Annotated in this window: 15 protein-coding genes; 3 read left to right on the top strand and 12 right to left on the bottom strand. The window is 69.6% G+C overall.

Annotated elements, in window-relative coordinates:
• Position 1: 1 nt before the first annotated feature.
• The 3 genes from glmS to ACFQ6S_RS40595 all read right to left on the bottom strand — a co-directional run bounded on the left by glmS (position 2) and on the right by ACFQ6S_RS40595 (position 3,785).
• Positions 2-1,849, bottom strand: a complete 1,848-nt coding sequence (gene glmS / locus ACFQ6S_RS40605; protein ID WP_383420704.1) for a glutamine--fructose-6-phosphate transaminase (isomerizing) — start codon at positions 1,847-1,849, stop codon at positions 2-4.
• A 116-nt stretch (positions 1,850-1,965) separates the two neighbouring features.
• A complete protein-coding gene (locus ACFQ6S_RS40600) occupies positions 1,966-2,775 on the bottom strand; it encodes an ABC transporter permease (RefSeq protein WP_383420702.1) in 810 nt (269 codons plus the stop codon).
• Positions 2,772-3,785, bottom strand: a complete 1,014-nt coding sequence (locus ACFQ6S_RS40595) for an ATP-binding cassette domain-containing protein (protein WP_383420700.1) — start codon at positions 3,783-3,785, stop codon at positions 2,772-2,774. The genes ACFQ6S_RS40600 and ACFQ6S_RS40595 overlap by 4 nt, the downstream gene beginning before the upstream one ends.
• Before the next feature lie 169 nt (positions 3,786-3,954).
• Here ACFQ6S_RS40595 and coaA point away from each other — a divergent pair, with 169 nt between their 5' ends.
• Both coaA and ACFQ6S_RS40585 read left to right on the top strand, forming a co-directional pair.
• On the top strand, positions 3,955-4,944 hold the full coding sequence (coaA, locus tag ACFQ6S_RS40590; protein ID WP_383420698.1) for a type I pantothenate kinase: 990 nt from the start codon (positions 3,955-3,957) through the stop codon (positions 4,942-4,944).
• 31 nt (positions 4,945-4,975) lie between these two features.
• Positions 4,976-5,923, top strand: a complete 948-nt coding sequence (locus ACFQ6S_RS40585) for a DUF389 domain-containing protein (protein ID WP_383420696.1) — start codon at positions 4,976-4,978, stop codon at positions 5,921-5,923.
• On the opposite strand, the gene ACFQ6S_RS40580 is transcribed toward ACFQ6S_RS40585, so the two are convergent.
• From ACFQ6S_RS40580 to rplM, 4 genes are all read right to left on the bottom strand, one after another.
• Positions 5,920-6,447 carry a hypothetical protein gene (locus tag ACFQ6S_RS40580; RefSeq protein ID WP_383420694.1) on the bottom strand — a complete coding sequence of 176 codons (528 nt, stop codon included), beginning with the start codon at positions 6,445-6,447 and terminating at the stop codon, positions 5,920-5,922. The genes ACFQ6S_RS40585 and ACFQ6S_RS40580 overlap by 4 nt on opposite strands.
• A gap of 173 nt (positions 6,448-6,620) precedes the next feature.
• Positions 6,621-7,979, bottom strand: a complete 1,359-nt coding sequence (gene glmM, locus ACFQ6S_RS40575; protein WP_383420692.1) for a phosphoglucosamine mutase — start codon at positions 7,977-7,979, stop codon at positions 6,621-6,623.
• Between the two features lie 235 nt (positions 7,980-8,214).
• Positions 8,215-8,736 (bottom strand): 30S ribosomal protein S9, encoded by a 522-nt coding sequence (gene rpsI, locus ACFQ6S_RS40570; RefSeq protein ID WP_030950653.1) that lies wholly within the window; start codon positions 8,734-8,736, stop codon positions 8,215-8,217.
• A gap of 42 nt (positions 8,737-8,778) precedes the next feature.
• A complete protein-coding gene (gene rplM, locus ACFQ6S_RS40565; RefSeq protein WP_030046395.1) occupies positions 8,779-9,222 on the bottom strand; it encodes a 50S ribosomal protein L13 in 444 nt (147 codons plus the stop codon).
• A gap of 500 nt (positions 9,223-9,722) precedes the next feature.
• Here rplM and ACFQ6S_RS40560 point away from each other — a divergent pair, with 500 nt between their 5' ends.
• Positions 9,723-10,607, top strand: a complete 885-nt coding sequence (locus ACFQ6S_RS40560) for a hypothetical protein (RefSeq protein WP_383420689.1) — start codon at positions 9,723-9,725, stop codon at positions 10,605-10,607.
• Between the two features lie 39 nt (positions 10,608-10,646).
• Here the strand turns inward: ACFQ6S_RS40560 and ACFQ6S_RS40555 are convergent, their stop codons facing one another.
• The 5 genes from ACFQ6S_RS40555 to ACFQ6S_RS40535 all read right to left on the bottom strand — a co-directional run bounded on the left by ACFQ6S_RS40555 (position 10,647) and on the right by ACFQ6S_RS40535 (position 17,692).
• Positions 10,647-11,720, bottom strand: coding sequence for a C40 family peptidase (locus ACFQ6S_RS40555; protein WP_383420687.1), 1,074 nt, complete (start codon positions 11,718-11,720; stop codon positions 10,647-10,649).
• 17 nt (positions 11,721-11,737) lie between these two features.
• The gene (locus ACFQ6S_RS40550) at positions 11,738-12,220 is read right to left on the bottom strand and encodes a poly-gamma-glutamate biosynthesis protein PgsC/CapC (protein ID WP_383420685.1); all 483 of its coding nucleotides are present in this window, start codon (positions 12,218-12,220) and stop codon (positions 11,738-11,740) included.
• A 118-nt stretch (positions 12,221-12,338) separates the two neighbouring features.
• Complete coding sequence (gene pgsB, locus ACFQ6S_RS40545) at positions 12,339-14,042, bottom strand: poly-gamma-glutamate synthase PgsB (protein ID WP_383420683.1); 1,704 nt, start codon at positions 14,040-14,042, stop codon at positions 12,339-12,341.
• Between the two features lie 6 nt (positions 14,043-14,048).
• Positions 14,049-16,316, bottom strand: a complete 2,268-nt coding sequence (locus ACFQ6S_RS40540) for a HAMP domain-containing protein (RefSeq protein WP_383420816.1) — start codon at positions 16,314-16,316, stop codon at positions 14,049-14,051.
• A gap of 209 nt (positions 16,317-16,525) precedes the next feature.
• Complete coding sequence (locus tag ACFQ6S_RS40535; RefSeq protein WP_383420814.1) at positions 16,526-17,692, bottom strand: CapA family protein; 1,167 nt, start codon at positions 17,690-17,692, stop codon at positions 16,526-16,528.
• Positions 17,693-17,714: the final 22 nt, after the last annotated feature.

The raw sequence follows: 17,714 nt of genomic DNA, 5'->3' as shown, positions 1-17,714 counted from the left end.
CCTACTCCACCGTCACCGACTTGGCCAGGTTCCGAGGCTGATCCACCTCGTTCCCCCGGGCCGTGGCCAGCTCACACGCGAAGACCTGCAGCGGCACCGTGGCCACCATGGGCTGGAGCAGGGTCGGGGTCGCCGGAATCCGGATCAGGTGATCGGCGTACGGCACCACCGCCTCGTCCCCCTCCTCCGCGATCACGATGGTCCGCGCCCCACGCGCCCGGATCTCCTGCATGTTGGACACGATCTTGTCGTGCAGAACGGACCGCCCCCGAGGCGAAGGCACCACGACGACCACCGGCAGATCGTCCTCGATGAGAGCGATGGGCCCATGCTTCAACTCGCCCGCCGCGAACCCCTCGGCATGCATATAGGCGAGTTCCTTGAGCTTGAGAGCACCCTCAAGGGCGACGGGATATCCCACATGCCGCCCGAGGAAGAGCACCGTGTTCTTGTGGGCGAGCGACCGCGCCAGCGCCCGAACGGGCTCCATGGTCTCCAGGACCCGCTCGACGTCACTGCCGATGTGCGACAGATCCCGGACGACGACATGGATCTCGTCCCCCCACTTGGTGCCCCGTACCTGCCCCAGATAGAGCGCGACGAGATAGCAGGCGACGAGCTGGGTCAGAAACGCCTTGGTGGACGCAACGGCGACCTCCGGCCCGGCATGCGTGTAGAGCACGGCGTCCGACTCACGCGGAATGGTGGACCCGTTGGTGTTGCAGATCGCCAGCACCTTGGCGCCCTGCTCGCGGGCGTGCCGCAGGGCCATGAGGGTGTCCATGGTCTCCCCGGACTGGGAGATGGCGATGACGAGGGTCTGCTGGTCGAGGATCGGATCCCGGTACCGGAACTCGCTCGCCAGCTCCACCTCACACGGGATCCGAGTCCAGTGCTCGATGGCGTACTTGGCGATCAGCCCGGCGTGAAAGGCCGTACCGCAGGCGACGATGACGACTTTGTCGACCTCCCGCAGCTCGGAGGCGCTGATCCGGACCTCGTCCAGGGTCAGGGAGCCGGCGGCGTCGATGCGCCCCAGCAAGGTGTCGGCGACCGCCTTGGGCTGCTCGGCGATCTCCTTGAGCATGAAGTAGTCGTAACCGCCCTTCTCCGCGGCGGCGGCGTCCCAGTCGACGCGGTACGACCGCACATCCGCCGGCCGCCCGTCGAACCCGGTGACGGTCACCCCGTCCCGTCGCAACTCGACGACCTGGTCCTGCCCCAACTCGACCGCCGACCGCGTGTGGTCGATGAACGCGGAGACGTCAGAGGCGAGAAAGGCCTCCCCTTCCCCCACGCCCACCACGAGCGGCGAGTTCCGCCGCGCCCCGACCACGACGTCGGGTTCATCCGCGTGCACGGCAACAAGCGTGAAGGCCCCCTCCAGCCGCCGGCACACGAGCCGCATGGCCTCGGCGAGATCGGCACAGCCCGAGAACTCCTCGGCGAGCAGATGCGCGACGACCTCGGTGTCCGTCTCGGAGCCGAGTTCATGCCCCCGCTCCTCCAACTCGGCCCGCAGAGCGGCGAAGTTCTCGATGATCCCGTTGTGCACGACGGCGACGCGTCCGGCGTTGTCGAGATGCGGATGGGCGTTGGCGTCGGTGGGCCCACCATGAGTGGCCCACCTCGTGTGCCCGATCCCGGTGTTCCCCGTCGGCAGCGGCCGCTCGGTCAGCTCCTTCTCGAGATTGACGAGCTTCCCGGCCTTCTTGGCGGCCGCGAGTCCCCCATCCGCGAGGACGGCGACCCCCGCCGAGTCATACCCCCGGTACTCCAGCCGCTTCAGCCCGGCGGTGACGATCTCAAGCGCCGACTGCGCCCCCACGTATCCCACGATTCCACACATGCGCGGCAGCCTACGACTGAAACGGCGCCCAAAAGGGCCGCAGCGTGCCCGATTTCGGAAATTCCCACGGCAGTACGAACGCCCCGACGGACCCCGTTCCCGGGCGACCGCACCCCTCACGTCTTTGCCCGATAGGCCCGCATGGCCAACGGATAGAACACCACCGCGATCCCCACAGCCCAGACCAACGACCACAACACCGGCTCGGCCACAGCACCGCCCAGCAGCAACCCCCGGAAGGCATCGGAGAGATGCGTCACCGGATTCACGTCGCTCCATGCCTGCAACCACCCCGGCATGGTGTCCACCTGGACGAACGCGCTGCTGGTGAAGGTGATCGGGAAGATGATGGTGAAGGCGAAGGCCTGCACCTTCTCCGCGTCCCCCGCCAGCATCCCGATCAGCACCGCCCCCCAAGACACCGCGGCAGCGAACACCACCACCAGCAGCGTCCCGAGCAGGAACCCGTCCAGCCCGCCGGTGATCCGGAAGCCGAGCAGCAGCCCCAGGCCGATCATCAGCACCAGTGCCCAGACATGCTTGGCGAGGTCCGCGGTGATGCGGCCGATGAGCGGGGCCGAGCGGGCGATCGGCAGGCTGCGCAGGCGGTCGAAGACGCCCTTGGTGAGGTCGGTGTTCAGGGCCATCGCCGTGTACATCGTCATGAACAGCGTGTTCTGCACGATGATCCCGGGCAGCGCGTACTTCAGATACGCCTCCGGCGATCCGGCCATCTGCCCGCCCAGGACGAACGTGAAGAGGAACACGAACATGATGGGCGTGATGCTGTAGTCGACCAGTTCGAGAGGGTTGTGCTTGACCGCCACCAGGCTTCGCCAAGCCATCGTGAAGGTCTGCCGCATCCCGTCCAGCGGCCGCACCCGCCCCGACCTGGTGATCGGCACACTGATGCTCGTGGCGGTCATGACCCGCTCACCGCCTTCTCCAGCTCACCCTCGTCCTCCCGTACGGCCGCCCCACCGTCCCCCTCCGGCTCGCCGGGCTCGGCACGGTGCCCGGTCAGGGCCAGGAACACCTCGTCCAGCGACGAGCGCCGCAGGGCCAGCTCGCCCACCGCTATCCCCTCCCGGTCCAGCGTTCGCACGACCGCCGGCATCAGCTCGGGGTCCTTCACCGGCGCGGTGACCATCTCGCCCTCGATACGGGCCTCCGCCCCCGCAGCCCCGGCCACCAGCTGATGCGCCCTCGCCAGGTCCTGCCCCAGCACCGGCCGCAGCTCCAGCACCTGCCCGCCCACCTGCGACTTCAGCTGGTCCGGGGTGCCTTCGGCGATCACCCGCCCCTTGTCGATCACCACGATGTCGTCGGCGAGCACATCGGCCTCGTTCAGATACTGCGTGGTCAGCAGGGCCGTCGCACCGTCCGCGACCAGGCCCCGCAGCAGGTCCCACAGCTCACCTCGGCTGTTCGGGTCCAGGCCGGTGGTCGGCTCGTCGAGGAAGAGGATGCTGGGCCGTCCGACCAGACTGGCCGCGAGGTCCAGACGCCTGCGCATGCCTCCGGAGAAGGTCTTCGCGGCCCGCCCGGCCGCGTCCGCCAGCTGGAAGCGCTCCAGCAGCTCCGCCGCACGCGCCTTCGCCTCCCGTCGAGGCAACCCCAGCAGGCGCCCGATGAGCAGCAGATTCTCGGTGCCGGTGAGGTTCTCGTCCACCGCCGCGTACTGCCCGGTCAGGCCCACCATGGACCGTACGACCCCGGCCTCCCGGACCACGTCATGGCCGGCCACCCGGGCGCTGCCCCCGTCGGGCTGGAGCAGCGTGGCGAAGATCCGCACCGCAGTCGTCTTCCCGGCGCCGTTGGGGCCCAGCAGCCCCAGCACCGAGCCCCTGCGGGCCCCCAGATCGACCCCGGCCAGCGCCTCGGTGTCCTTGAACCGCTTGACCAGGCCTTCCGCCTCTATCGCATACGTCGTCATGGGTCACCCCTGTCACCCCTCGGGGTTATGGACCCGGCCCGGGTCCACCTCTCCCACAACTGTGACGCACGCCACTGACATTCCCCACCTAGTCCGGGTTCGCCCGGAAATCGCGGCCGCGTGACGGATCCCACCCCGCCGTCCGTTCGTACTCCCGTAACAATGGACTGTGATCTCTCCGGTCTCCTCGATCCCCCGGAGCGCCCACCGGCAGCGGCCGGAGGCGACTCCCTACGTCGACCTCACCCGTTCGGAGTGGAGCGCGCTGCGCGACAAGACCCCGCTGCCGCTCACCGCGGAGGAGGTCGAGAAGCTGCGCGGTCTCGGCGATGTCATCGACCTCGACGAGGTGCGGGACATCTATCTCCCGCTCTCCCGCCTGCTCAACCTCTACGTCGGCGCCACCGACGGCCTCAGAGGGGCGCTGAACACCTTCCTCGGCGAACAGGGCTCCCAGTCCGGCACCCCGTTCGTCATAGGGGTCGCCGGTTCCGTCGCCGTAGGAAAGTCCACGGTCGCCCGGCTCCTCCAGGCCCTGCTCTCCCGCTGGCCCGAGCACCCGCGCGTGGAGCTGGTCACCACGGACGGCTTCCTGCTGCCCACCAAGGAGCTCCAGGCCCGCGGCCTGATGTCGCGGAAGGGATTCCCCGAGTCGTTCGACCGCCGAGCCCTCACCCGCTTCGTCGCCGACATCAAGGCGGGCAAGGACGAGGTCACCGCCCCCGTCTACTCCCACCTGATCTACGACATCGTCCCGGACCAGCGACTCACCGTCCGCCGGCCCGACATCCTGATCGTCGAGGGGCTGAACGTCCTGCAGCCCGCCCTCCCCGGCAAGGACGGCCGCACCCGGGTCGGCCTCGCCGACTACTTCGACTTCAGCGTGTACGTCGACGCCCGCACCGAGGACATCGAGCGCTGGTACCTCAACCGTTTCAAGCGACTGCGCGAGACCGCCTTCCAGAAGCCCTCCTCGTACTTCCGCAAGTACACCCAGGTGTCCGAGGAGGAGGCCCTCGACTACGCGCGCACGATGTGGCGGACCATCAACAAGCCCAACCTGGTGGAGAACATCGCCCCCACCCGCGGCCGGGCCACCCTCGTCGTACGCAAGGGCCCGGACCACAAGGTGCAGCGGCTGAGTCTGCGCAAGCTGTAGGGCCGTAACGCGCGCCTGTTAGAAAGGCGTCATGCTGCACCTGCGCCTGATCACCCCGGCCGACCGGACCGAAGAGGTGATCCGCCTCATCGAGCGGACGGTCGGCACCACACACCTGGTCGTACTGCCGGGCGCCGCCCGCAACCCGTCCGGGGACGTCGTCCTGTGCGACGTGGCGCGCGAGGCGGGTGACGAACTCATCGGCGCGCTGCGGCGGTTGGACCTCGACAAGAGCGGATCGATCGCCGTGGAGAACATCGATCTGTCGCTGTCCAAGCGGGCCGACAAGGCCGAGGAGGAAGCGCCGGGCGAGGGCGCGGACGCGGTGCTGTGGGAGCACCTCGCCGACGCCACGCACGAGGAGTCGACCCTCTCCGTCACCTACGTCGCCTTCCTCACGCTGGCCACGATGATCGCGGCCTGCGGTGTCGTGCTCGACAACGCGGTCCTGATCGTGGGCGCCATGGCCGTAGGGCCGGAGTTCGGGCCGCTGGCCGGGCTCAGTACGGCGCTGGTGCAGCGCCATCCGCGTCTCGCCCTGCGCTCGCTGATCGCGCTGATCGCCGGATTCGCCGTCGCCATGGCGGTGACGGTCGGCTTCAGCTGGTTCATGGAGGCGCTGGATCTCTTCTCGGAGGATCAGCTGAAGGGCGACCGGCCCAACACCGCCTTCGTCTACGCCCCCGACGCCTTCTCGTTCATCGTGGCGGTCCTGGCAGGCATCGCGGGCACCCTCTCCCTGACCTCCGCCAAGTCCGGCGCCCTGGTGGGCGTCGCCATCTCCGTCACGACGGTCCCGGCCGCCGCCAACGCGGCCGTGGCCCTCAGCTACGGCGACACCGAACAGACCTGGGGATCCACCGGACAGCTGCTGCTGAACCTGCTGGGCATCGTCCTGGCCGGCACGCTCACGCTGCTGGCCCAGAAGGGGCTGTGGGCCAGGCAGCGCGAGCGTACGGCCAGGACGGGCCGCCTCTAGAAGACCCTCTCGCAGGCCGCGCCCACGGGGATCGTGTCACCGGCGTCGCGGAACACCGTGTCGGTGCCGCCGTTACAGGTCACCGTGTCGCCGGACGTACCGTCGTTCACGCCGATCGTGTCGTTGCCGCTGCCGGTCCTCACGGTGTCGGCGCCCGTACCGGCATCGACGACGGTGCGGACCGAAAGGCCCTGCCCGTTGAAGCTGTCGCCCAGGTCACCCAGCCCGATCGCGAGCTGGGTGGCAGGGAGGGGGCAGTCGACGGTGGTGGGGTTCACCTGACGACAACCCGGTCCCGCCGCGACGCCCGAGGTGTCCGTGAGCCGGATGTTGCTCCCAGCGACACTGGCCGTCACGACGTTCACCGCGTTGGCACGCGCGCTGAGGATGACGTTGCCGAAAATCCGGAGAGCGGTGGAACCGGGGGTCTGGGCCGCCGCGGGGGTGGCGAGCGCGGTGACGACGAGACCGGCGGCCAGGGCCGGACCGACCGCTCGCGTCAGGGTGCTGCTGACGATCTTCATGCTGTGTCTCTCACTTTCGTCCAGGCGGAGCGCCAGGCATACCGCCGGGGCAGACCCCCCTCGACGAAAGTGAAACAACCCGTTACCGGATGCGCACTCTTTGTTGCGCCGCCAGAGCGGCGGCCCGGAACTGCGCGCCGGGGCGGCCCAGACCTGCCCCGGCGCCCCCGGAACTAACCCAGCGCCGACTTCACGACATCGGCCAGCCGTCCGGCCACCGACCGGGCCTGTTCGATGTCCGCCGCCTCGACCATCACCCGCACCAACGGCTCGGTACCGGACGGCCGCAGCAACACCCGCCCCGTGGAGCCGAGTTCCCGCTCCGCGTCCGTGACCGCCGCCGCGAGCTCCGCCGACGTCTTCACCCGCGACCTGTCCACGTCGGGCACATTGATCAGCACCTGCGGCAGCCGCTCCATCACGGCGGCGAGGTCCCGCAGCGTACGACCGGTCTGCGCGACCCGCGCCGCCAGCAGGAGCCCGGTCAGCGTGCCGTCACCGGTCGTCGCGTGATCGAGGATGATGACGTGCCCGGACTGCTCGCCGCCGAGGGCGTAGCCGTGCTCCTTCATCTCCTCCAGCACATACCGGTCGCCGACGGAGGTCTGCACCAGCTTCAGCCCCTCGCGCTCCATCGCCAGCTTGAAGCCGAGGTTCGACATCACGGTCGCCACGACGGTCTCGGACCGCAGGGCGGACCGCTCCCGCATCGCGAGCGCGAGCACGGCGAGGATCTGGTCGCCGTCCACCTCGTCGCCGGTGTGGTCCACGGCGAGGCAACGGTCGGCGTCACCGTCGTGCGCGACGCCGAAGTCGGCCCCGTGCTCGCGGACGGCGGCCTTCAGCTTGTCCAGATGCGTGGACCCGCAGCCGTCGTTGATGTTGAGCCCGTCCGGCTCGGCACCGATGGTGACGATCTCCGCCCCGGCCCGGGTGAACGCCTCCGGCGAGACGCCCGCCGCGGCGCCGTGCGCCTCGTCGAGGACGATCTTCAGCCCGTCCAGCCGGTTGGGCAATACGCCGAGGAGATGGCCGACGTACTCCTCGAACCCCTCGTCGTACGACCGCACCCGTCCGACGCCCGCGCCGGTCGGCCGCTCCCACGGCTCACCGTGGCGGTGCGACTCGTACACGGCCTCGATCTTGTCCTCCAGCTCGTCGGCGAGCTTGTGGCCGCCGCGGGCGAAGAACTTGATGCCGTTGTCGGGCATGGCGTTGTGGCTGGCGGAGAGCATGACACCGAGGTCGGCGCCGAGCGCGCCCGTGAGGAACGCCACCGCCGGCGTCGGCAGCACACCGACGCGCAGGACGTCCACGCCGGCGCTGGCGAGGCCCGCGACCACGGCGGCCTCCAGGAACTCCCCGGACGCGCGCGGGTCCCGCCCGACCACCGCTTTCGGCCGGTGGCCCGCGAAGGTGCCCGCCTCGGCCAGTACGTGCGCCGCCGCCACGGACAGACCGAGCGCCATCTCGGCCGTCAGATCCGCGTTGGCGACACCACGCACGCCGTCCGTGCCGAAGAGTCGTCCCACTTGTCCTCCTGAGGAAACTTCAATTCCGGAAGCGGAGCCGGCGCTCGCTGTATCGCACACCGCCGAGGGCAGCCGCTTCCAGGCATTCCATGCCTGGGCATCGGATCACACAAGCCTTTGAACGTCTTGTGCCGTTATACGCCCGAGCCCGGTGATAAGACGAACGCCCCGGCGGCACTGTGGCGTGCCGCCGGGGCGTTCGGAGTACCGGAGTACGTGCAGAGGCAGCTTGCGCTTAGCGCTTGCTGTACTGCGGGGCCTTGCGGGCCTTCTTGAGACCGGCCTTCTTGCGCTCGACCGCACGGTCGTCGCGCTTGAGGAAGCCGGCCTTCTTCAGCGGGCCGCGGTTGTTGTCGACGTCGGCCTCGTTCAGCGCGCGGGCGACACCGAGACGGAGCGCACCGGCCTGGCCGGAGACACCGCCACCGGCGATGCGGGCGATGACGTCGTAACGGCCCTCGAGCTCGAGCACCTTGAAGGGCTCGTTGACTTCCTGCTGGTGCACCTTGTTGGGGAAGTAGTCCTCAAGGGTGCGACCGTTGATCTTCCACTTGCCGGTGCCCGGAACGATCCGGACGCGGGCGATGGCGTTCTTGCGACGGCCCAGGCCGGCGGCCGGCTGCGGCTCGCCGAACCGGGAAGCGAGCGACTCCGAGGTGTACTCGCCCTCGACGGGGACCTCGGACTCGGTGGTGTAGCTGTCGATGTCGACAAGCTCAGTCTCTTCGACCGGCTGCTCAACGGTGGTCTCGGCCACGATTCTCCTCAGATTCTCTTCAGTCTTAGGGGGTGGCCGGACTTACTGCGCGACCTGGGTGATCTCGTACGGCTGCGGCTGCTGCGCGCCGTGCGGGTGCTGGTCACCCTTGTAGACCTTCAGCTTCGAGAGCATCTGACGGCCCAGCGTGTTCTTGGGGAGCATGCCCTTGACGGCCTTCTCGATGGCCTTCTCGGGGTTCTTGTCGAGCAGCTCGTCGTAACGGACGGAGCGCAGACCACCCGGGTAGCCGGAGTGGCGGTACGCCATCTTCTGGGTCCGCTTGTTGCCGGAGAGGTGCACCTTGTCGGCGTTGATGATGATGACGAAGTCACCGGTGTCGACGTGGGGCGCGTAGATCGGCTTGTGCTTGCCCCGCAGGATGGAGGCGGCGGTGCTGGCGAGACGGCCCAGGACGACGTCCTGAGCGTCAATGACGTGCCACTGGCGCGTCACATCGCCGGGCTTGGGGCTGTACGTACGCACGGTTCGTAGCCTTCGCTTCGAGTGAATGGTCCTGACAAGGTCACCGAAACGATCACGACAGCCTGAGCCACTGCGGCGACGCATACCGCGTACGTGGGGTTGCTGGTCATCGGCCCGGTGGACCGGTGTAAGGGCCCGTCCCGTGAGAATGAGCAAGCCAATACACAACGAACATGCAGGATACCTGCGGCGCCGTGGCTGGGTCAAAACGGGACGGCTACCGCTGGGCAACCCCGATTTTACGGGCTCCCGGCAGCAGTCGCGCCATCGTAATCGCCATACCACACAACGTGACCGCACCCTTGAAGGCGCGCCGAAGACGCGCCGCCGCACCGCGAGGACCCCGGCACGACCCCTGCATCGCCCACAGATGCCACATGGCACGTCGTACCAACCACCCAGAGATGTCGCTTTTGCGCGCGCTCAGCGTGTGAACGCCAGGTGCCCGTGCGCCTCTTGGGGCGGACCGGCACGCCTCAGCTCCGTCTAAGATGCGCCCCATGAGCTATGGGCAGCAGGGGGGACCCCAGTCCCAGTGGGATCCCTGGACACCGCATTCCCAGCAGCCGTGGAACGACGGCGCCGACGGGACCCCGGACTGGGCCGCTCTCGCCGAGGCATCCGAGAGCCGCAACAAGCGGCGCCGGCTGCTGTTCATCGGCGGCGGCGCGCTGGCCACCGTCGCCATCGGTGCCGCCGTGGCCGTGGCCGTGGTGTCGGCGAACGACGGCAACTCCGAGGCCAACAAGCCGGCTTCGACCCTGCCCGCTACGGCGGATCTGCCGGGCGAGTCCGCCGCGGCGCCGTCGTTCGAGCCGACGAGTGCTCCGCCGCCGCTGGACCCGAAGGACTTCATCTCCAGCAAGAGCAAGGACACCGCCCCGCTCGGCGCTCAGATCCTCTTCCCGGGGACGCAGCTGACCATGGGCGAGACGGTGTACAAGAAGGGCCCGACGGACGACACGAAGAACTGCTCCGCGGTCACCAAGGGCGGCCTCCCGAAGATCCTCACCACCAACGACTGCACCCGTTTCCTGCGCGTCACCTACCTCAAGGACGGCATCGCTGTGACGGTCGGGGTCGCCGTCTTCGACTCCGAGGCACAGGCCGCCAAGGTAAAGAGCCAGGTCAACACCAAGAAGGACATCGTCAGGTCCCTCTCGGGCAAGGGCGTCAAGGACTTCTGCACGTCGGCCGTCTGCCGCTCGACCTCCAACTCCTACGGCCGTTACGCCTACTTCACCATCACCGGCTTCACCAACGGCCGGGACATGACGGACAAGGACACCAAGGCCTTCCAGGCCGGCGACGACCTGGCGGAGTTCACCTTCCGCCAGATCCGCAGGCGCGGCGAGGCGCAGGCCTCCGCGGCCGCCAACGAGTAGCGGCGACGGCCGGCGACCCGTCCGTCGCCGGCCGTCCGCTCACAACCGCTTCGCGCTGCGCAGCGTCTTCGCGTAGTACCCGTTGCCGTCGAGCCGGGACACTCCGCCGACGTCGCCGATGGTGGGCCCGTTGACCTCCTCGCGGCTCGACACGAAGATCAGGTGCCCCTCGGTGTCATGGCCGAGGACCATGCCGACATGGTCGAGCCGCTCGCCGGTGCGGGTGTCGAGCTTGAAGAAGACGAGATCGCCCGGCTGCAGCTGGTCGATGGCGGAGGGCCGGTCCTTCGCCGAGATCCCGGCGAGCGGCAGGATGTCGACGCCCTGCTTGGAGCGGGCCATGCCGTTGGCGGTGCGGGGCAGTCCGTCGCCGGAGGTGTCCGAGGACATCAGGGGGTAGCGGGCCCGGTAGCCCAGCACCATGCGCATGAAGCCCGAGCAGTCGATCGAACGGGCCTTGAGGCCCTCCGGCTGCCCGACGACGCCGTCCCGGAACGGGTACTGCACCCCGAGGTAGTCGTAGAAGTCGGACTGCTCCAGGCGCAGGTCGCCGCCCTCGGCCCCGGTCGTGTTCAGCGGACCGAAGTTCGCGTCACCGGCGTAGACGGTGCCCTGCGCGTCCTTCTTCACCGGTGCGCCCGCCACGTACTGGAAGGCGAACGCGAAGATGTCGTCCTTCTTGCTGTCCTTGAACTCGGCGTACCAGTCCTTGAACCACTTCTTCTGCTCCGCGCCCTTGGCCCAGGGCTCCGGCATCAGCCGCACCCAGTCCGTCGTGCTGACCTTGGACGCGGTCGAGGTCGGCTCCTGGAAGGTGCGGGCCGGCCCGACCAGGGTCGCGGTACGCGCCCCGTCCGTGAACGTGGCCTTGATCTGGCCGTCGGCCCCGCGCAGCACGGACCGCGCCGGGTTCTCCAGCCGGGACCAGGTCTCCTTCCCGGTGTCCGCCGAGGCGCCGGTGCGGCCGCCCTCCAGGACGCCGACGTTGCGCACCTCGGTGACACCCTGTTCGTCCTGCTTGCGCAGTTCCACGGTGAGGTAGCCGGAGGTGCCGACGAGTGCCAGCAGCACCAGGCCCGTGACGACGGGCCGCGACTTCTTCTTCCCTGCCATCGTTTGCTCCTCGGTTCTCAGACGGTCGGCATGACGCCGAGCAGCAGGCCGGCGGCGACGACGATGTAGGCCATGAGGGAGACGGTGCCCGTGGCCAGCAGCGTGGCCCCCTTGGGCTGGCGGACCATCTGGTAGGCGATCAGGCCCGGCACGATGAAGCCGAGCGTCTGGTTGCCGTACAGCAGCGGGAACTCGAGCGAGAGCACGATCATCACCGTGGCCTGCAGCAGCACGCCCAGCAGCACCACCGCGGCGAACAGCCGCTTGCCGTAAAGGATCACCAGCCGCTGCATGATCTTGGTGCCGCCGTAGGTCAGGGCGGTGACACCCACGACCATGACCGCGCGCTGCAGGTCCTCGATGAGGGTGAGCGCGAGCCAGCCGGGGGTGATCATGCCGCCGGGCGACAGGTTGGTCGTGAGATAGCAGAGCAGCGAGAAGAACAGGCCTATGGCGATGCCGAGGGCAGCCATCTCGGGGGTCAGGGCGGCGGTGGTCAACGGGGTCTCCGGACGAAGGGGTGCGGGTTCAGGGGCGGAACGGGCGGCGGCCTGCGGACGAGGGCCGCCCACCCCGCGGATGCCGGGCACGGAACGGGCGCCGGGCGCGGGACGGGTGTCATGCGCGCGACGGGTCGCCACCTCCGTCGTCGTCCGCCGGCCGCCGGTGCGGCCGGCCGAAGGGATCGTCGTCGTACGGCTGCGGCACGGGTCCTGCGCCGTACGGCTGCTCCTGACCGGGCCCGGGCGAGGGCTGACGCGCGGTGCGGAACCAGGCCGAGACCTCCGGGTTCCCGCCCTCGTACGGCTCCTGCCCCGAGCCCTGCGGCCCGCCGGACGCGTACGACGGCCCTGGGTCGTGCGGCCGGCCCTGGCCGTACTGCCCGCTCTGCCCGGGGTACTGGCCCTGGCCGTACGACTGCGCCCCGTGCTCCCCGCCCGGCGCGGCCGCGGCATACGCGCCCGGTGCCTCGGCGTACCGCCCCGCCGGCGGGGCCGGAATGGTGATCACCGGGATCTCCTGGGTCTGCGAGGCCTGGTACCGCTCCTCGTAGGCGGTGGGGTACGAGGCGTACGGGTCCAGGCGCTGCGGCTGGTGCGGTGCGGCGGCGGCCGGCTGCCCCGCCTCCTCCGCCTCGCTCTCGTCGGCCGGGAGCTCGGCCAGGTATTCGAGGAGTTCCTCGCCCTGTCCGTGGATGTTGCCGATGGCGACCAGGGAGGAGCCGTCGGACATCCGGCCGAGCAGGGTCGGCATGAACTCGTCCGCCGCGCGGCGCTCACCGCCCAGGTCGACCGCGCGGTCGCGCCACTCGGCGGGGATGGCGTCGATGGCGCTCTTGGACGGGTGGCCGATGACGAAGACGTTGTCCGGCTGCAGATCGGGGATGATCTCGCCCATCTGCCCGTTGCGCTCCACCCGGTCCGGGCGGCAGTTGATCACGACGTTCAGGGGGCGGCGGATCGCGCCGAGGTCGAGCAGCTGGTTGATGTTCATCAGCGTCGACTCGGGGTCGTTGGCCGCGAACACGTTGGCGAAGGCGAGCCGCTTGCCGTCGGGGGCGACGTACTTCTCCACGGAGAGCACACCCGGGTCCGGCGGGGCGTCGTACATGCCCTGCAGCGCGACCTTGCGCTCGATGCCGAGCAGGTCGGCCACGACCAGCGCGATGGCGACGTTCTCCTTGAAGGTGAACCAGCTGAAGCCGCGCAGCTCCTCGTCGCTGACCGTCTCCGGATCGGCGTAGATCAACTTGCAGTTACGGGCGTCCGCCTCCTCCTGGAGGATGTGGAAGCGCTCCTTCTCCGCCGTGACGCAGATGCCGTCCTCCGGCATCGAGCGGCACAGCGAGCGGGCCACGTCGTCCAGGGTCGGGCCCATCTCGGCGAGGTGGTCCTCACGGACGTTGCACAGCACGCCGATCGTCGAGCGGATCAGCTTGCTCTGGTTGACCTCCTGGAGGGCCGGCATGACCGCCATGCACTCGATGACGAGGGCGTCGGGACGGTAGGTGGCGGCCCGGCGGACGATGCCGATCTGCTCCACGACGTTGGCGATGCCGAACTTGCGGTAGACCGGCTCCTCCGTCGCGTCCGGATGGATGAAGCGCGCGGCGGTGCCCGTCGTCTTGGCCACGGTCACCAGGTCACCGCCGCGCAGGGCACCCGCGCACAGCCGGGTGATGGAGGACTTGCCGCGGATGCCGTTGACCAGCACCCGGGAGGGGATCATGTGCAGGGCGGCGTAGTGCCTGCGCTGTTCGATGATGCCGGCGATCAGCAGGAACACCCCGCCGATCAGCAGCACGAAGTAGAGGTAGAGCACGGCCGGTCACCTTCCTCCGGCGCCGAGCCGGGGCTCGGCGCTGCGGCGCGCCTGGTTCTGCCTGCGGGCCTGCAACTGCTGGCGGACCAGTTCGAGGCTGCGGACGACGGCCCCCACCTCGTCGTGATAGCGGGGGTACAGCACGGTCTTGAGGTCGCCGTCGGCCAGCTTCTCGGCGCTGCTCGCGAGGGCGCGCAGCGGCCGGACCACGACCAGATGGATCCAGCCCAGGCAGACCACGATCAGCGCGAGCCCGAGCATCCCGGCGAGCACACTGCGGTCCTCGCGCTCGTACGGCGCGATCTCGAAGTGCTTGGCGTTCTGCCAGCTGATCACGGTCCAGCCGACGTCGGCCGCCACACCTCCGCCGGAGAAGGGCGCCGCCGCGGCGACCGTGACCGAGCGTCCCTCGCGGATGAGCAGCCCGTTCTCCACCGGACCGGCGCCGACGTGGACGCCGCCCGCCCGCACGAGGTCGGTGAGCGACTCACGCGGCAGATCCTCGAAGGCGAGGAAGCCGTCGCTGCCGGCGATGGTCCTGACCTTGGTGTCGACCACGCGGACCTCGCCGAGGCCGGGCCGGTCGAGGAGGGAGTTGAGGAACTCCACGCGTACCTCGCCGACGAGCGTCATGCCCTTGTGCTCCGGTACGGCGGCCCCGGCCTGGATCACCGGCTTCTTGCCGCCCTCACCGGACACCCGGATGAGCGACGCGCCATGCTCCCCTGCCTTCTCGTCCGCGCTCCAGTCGGCGCTCGGCTCGTTGCCGGCGCGGGCGACGACGTCGCCGCCCTGGTCGACGACGTACAGGGAGCCGTAGCGGGAGTGCTTGCGCAGGGCGTCGTCGAGCACGCCCGTGGTGGCGTCGGGATCGTCCACGTCGATCAGCCCGGTGAGAGAGACGAGGTCGGCCTGGGCCTCGTTGAGGGCCCGGCGGACCCGGTCGGCGACGAGGTCGGTGCGGTCGCGCTGGTCGTTGACCATGGTGCTGGGCACGCTCACCGAGGCATCCGTGCGGTTGAGCAGCAGACCGACCGGCACACACCACAGCAACAGCAGTACGGCGGTCAGCGCCAGCGGCACCCGCAGCCCGAGCCGGGCCCTGCGGCCGGTGCCGTCGCCGGAGCGGGACTCCGCTCCCCCGCCGGACAGCTGCCCGCGCAGCCGCTCCAGGGCGGCACCCACGCGGGCGGCCTCGCCCCAGCGGGGCACGGCGACGGGGCGGGTCAGGTCGCCGCGGGCGAGCCTGCGGGACTCCAGGAACAGCGTCAGCAGGGGCCGCTGCACCGCCATCCACAGCAGGGCCGCCGCCAGCAGCCCGAACACCACCAGGACACCCGCCGCCACCAGTCCGTACAGCTCCCGCTCCTGCCCGACGGCGTGTTCCTGCACCACGGGCAGCATGGCCACGACCGTCAGGCCGAGGCCCGCGCCGACGCTCTGGCGCTGCTCCGGGTCGGCGGAGGCGAGGGAGGCGTATCCGGCGGTGGCGATACGGCCGTTGTAGGCCTCGCCGAGCAGGGTCCCGCTGACGCCCGGGTAGCCGCGGGAGCCGGGCTCCCTGGCGCTGACCGGGTCCTGCTCGGTCTCCTTCGCCGCCCGCTCGGACAGCCGGGTCATCTGCTTCGACAGGAAGGAGAGCTCGCTGCGCTCCGCGTCCGAGTTCAGCGCCTCGGCCTGCTCGAACCCGGCCGTGGCGAGGACCTCGCCGCCCCGGGCCACGACCGCCATCGCGCGGAACGGGCCCAGGTTGATGGCGGGCACGGAGAGGCTGTTGGAGGCGATGAGCAGCTGCTGCGGACGGTCCTTCCAGTCCAGCAGGGCCATCGTCATCAGCCGTACGTCACCGGTCTCCAGGCGCACCATGCGGGGCGTCAGGGCGTGCTCACCGGTGAGGACGTCCTTGTCCAGCCAGGCAAGGGGAATCGTTTCACCCCTGGCGGCGAGCACCTTTCCGCTCTCCAGGTCCAGCACCGTGGTGCCGGTCCACTTCTGGTACGTGTCGCTCAGATCCGACAGCACCCGCTCCGGGTCCGCGGGCTTCCCCGCGTTCAGGGCGGCCGCCGTGCGGTCCAGGTCGGTGACCCGCTCGTCGATCGACGCGCGTAGGGCGATGGCGCCGTCCTGCGCGAAGTACTGCTGGGAGCCCAGGACAGCCTTCGGCACGGTCGGCTCGCCGGCCGGTCCGAGCACCTTGGCGGTCAGTCCGGCCAGAGCCAGGATCAGCAGGCACAGCAGCGCGATCGGCGGCCTGATGCCGCCCAGGAGCGGCATGTCCGCGCGTCTGCGCATGCGTCGCCGCCCGCCCCGTCCGGGACGCGGCGCGCCTTGGGTTGAAGTCACCGGTGGTTTCCTTCGCCTCATCACTACTCAGGCGCTCGCAGGAGCCACCGCTGACGCGGGCATGAGACGCCGTCGCTTTAAAAGACTGTTGGCACGCGCCGGGGTTGGGTTCCGACGGCCAACGCTGTCTGTGTCGCTCGTCACGTCCCCAAAGACAGCTGCTCAAGACCGTCGCCGCCGGGGGCGCCACGGTTGTAGAGGAAGCCGCGGGTGCGGTCGGCGCCGAGCTGGTACCGGGCGAGCCGGTCCTCGGACAGGTCGCCGGGGTTGTCGAGCGCCTCCTGCACGTCCACCAGCCGGTGGTCCACGACCGCGCCCTCGGGCACCTTCTCCCCGGTCTCCAGCTCCGGCGGGATGTCCACCAGGGTGGTCCGGTAGCGGGCACCGACGTCCCAGCCGTCGGCCGTCTCCTTGAACTCGAACCAGCCGATCGCGCCCTCCTCGGTGAGGCCGCTGGGCGAGGAGTGACGGGCCACCTGGTTGCCGAGGCCGTAGGCGACCCAGGTGCCGTTGAGCTTCTGGATGGGCTGCACCACGTGGGCGTGGTGCCCGATCACCAGGTTGATCCCGGTGTCCTTGGTGATCCGCTCCGCCAGCTGCAGCTGCGGGACGCTCGGCTCGTTGTAGTGCTCCAGGCCCCAGTGCAGCGAGAGGATCACCACCTCGGCGCCCTTCTCGCGGGCCTTCGCCTCGGCCTTCTTGATGGCGTCGAAGCCGATCCGGTTGAAGGCCCAACGCTCCTTCTCGGGCGTGGGGTTGAGGAAGGACTCCCAGGAGTAGGCGAGATGGGCGACCTTGACGCCGTTGACGTCCCGGATGTTGATCTGCTCTGCTTCCTCGGGCGTACGCGCGGACCCGGTGTGACCGAGGCCTGCCTTGTCCATCGCGTTCAGGGTGCGCTTCACGGCCCCCAGGCCGTGGTCGTAGGTGTGATTGGAGGCCGTGGAGCAGGTGTCGTAGCCCACGTCCTTGAGGGTCGTGAGGATCTGCGGTGGAACGAGGAACTCCGGGTACCCCTCGAAGGGGCCCTTGGGCGTGCCGACCGGCGTCTCCATGTGACAGATGGCCAGATCGGCCTTGCTGATGACCGGCTTCACCCCGGCCATGAGCGGTCCGAAGTCCAGCCCGGCCTGCCCCTCACCGGTCTTCTTGGCGTCCTTGGCGGCCTGTTCGACCAGCTCGGGGTGGATGAGCACATCACCCGCGGCGGCGACGGTGAACGAACGTCCACCAGGCTTCACCTGAGAACCGGACGGCTCGGCGGTACAAGCGGAGATCAGGCCGGCCAGAGCCCCCAGAACCGCCAGAGAGCGACCTATACGGAGAGAC

Origin of the sequence: Streptomyces sp. NPDC056479, assembly GCF_042795335.1 — a bacterium.
Classification (GTDB): Bacteria; Actinomycetota; Actinomycetes; order Streptomycetales; family Streptomycetaceae; genus Streptomyces.
This window is presented reverse-complemented; position numbering and strand designations above follow the sequence as displayed.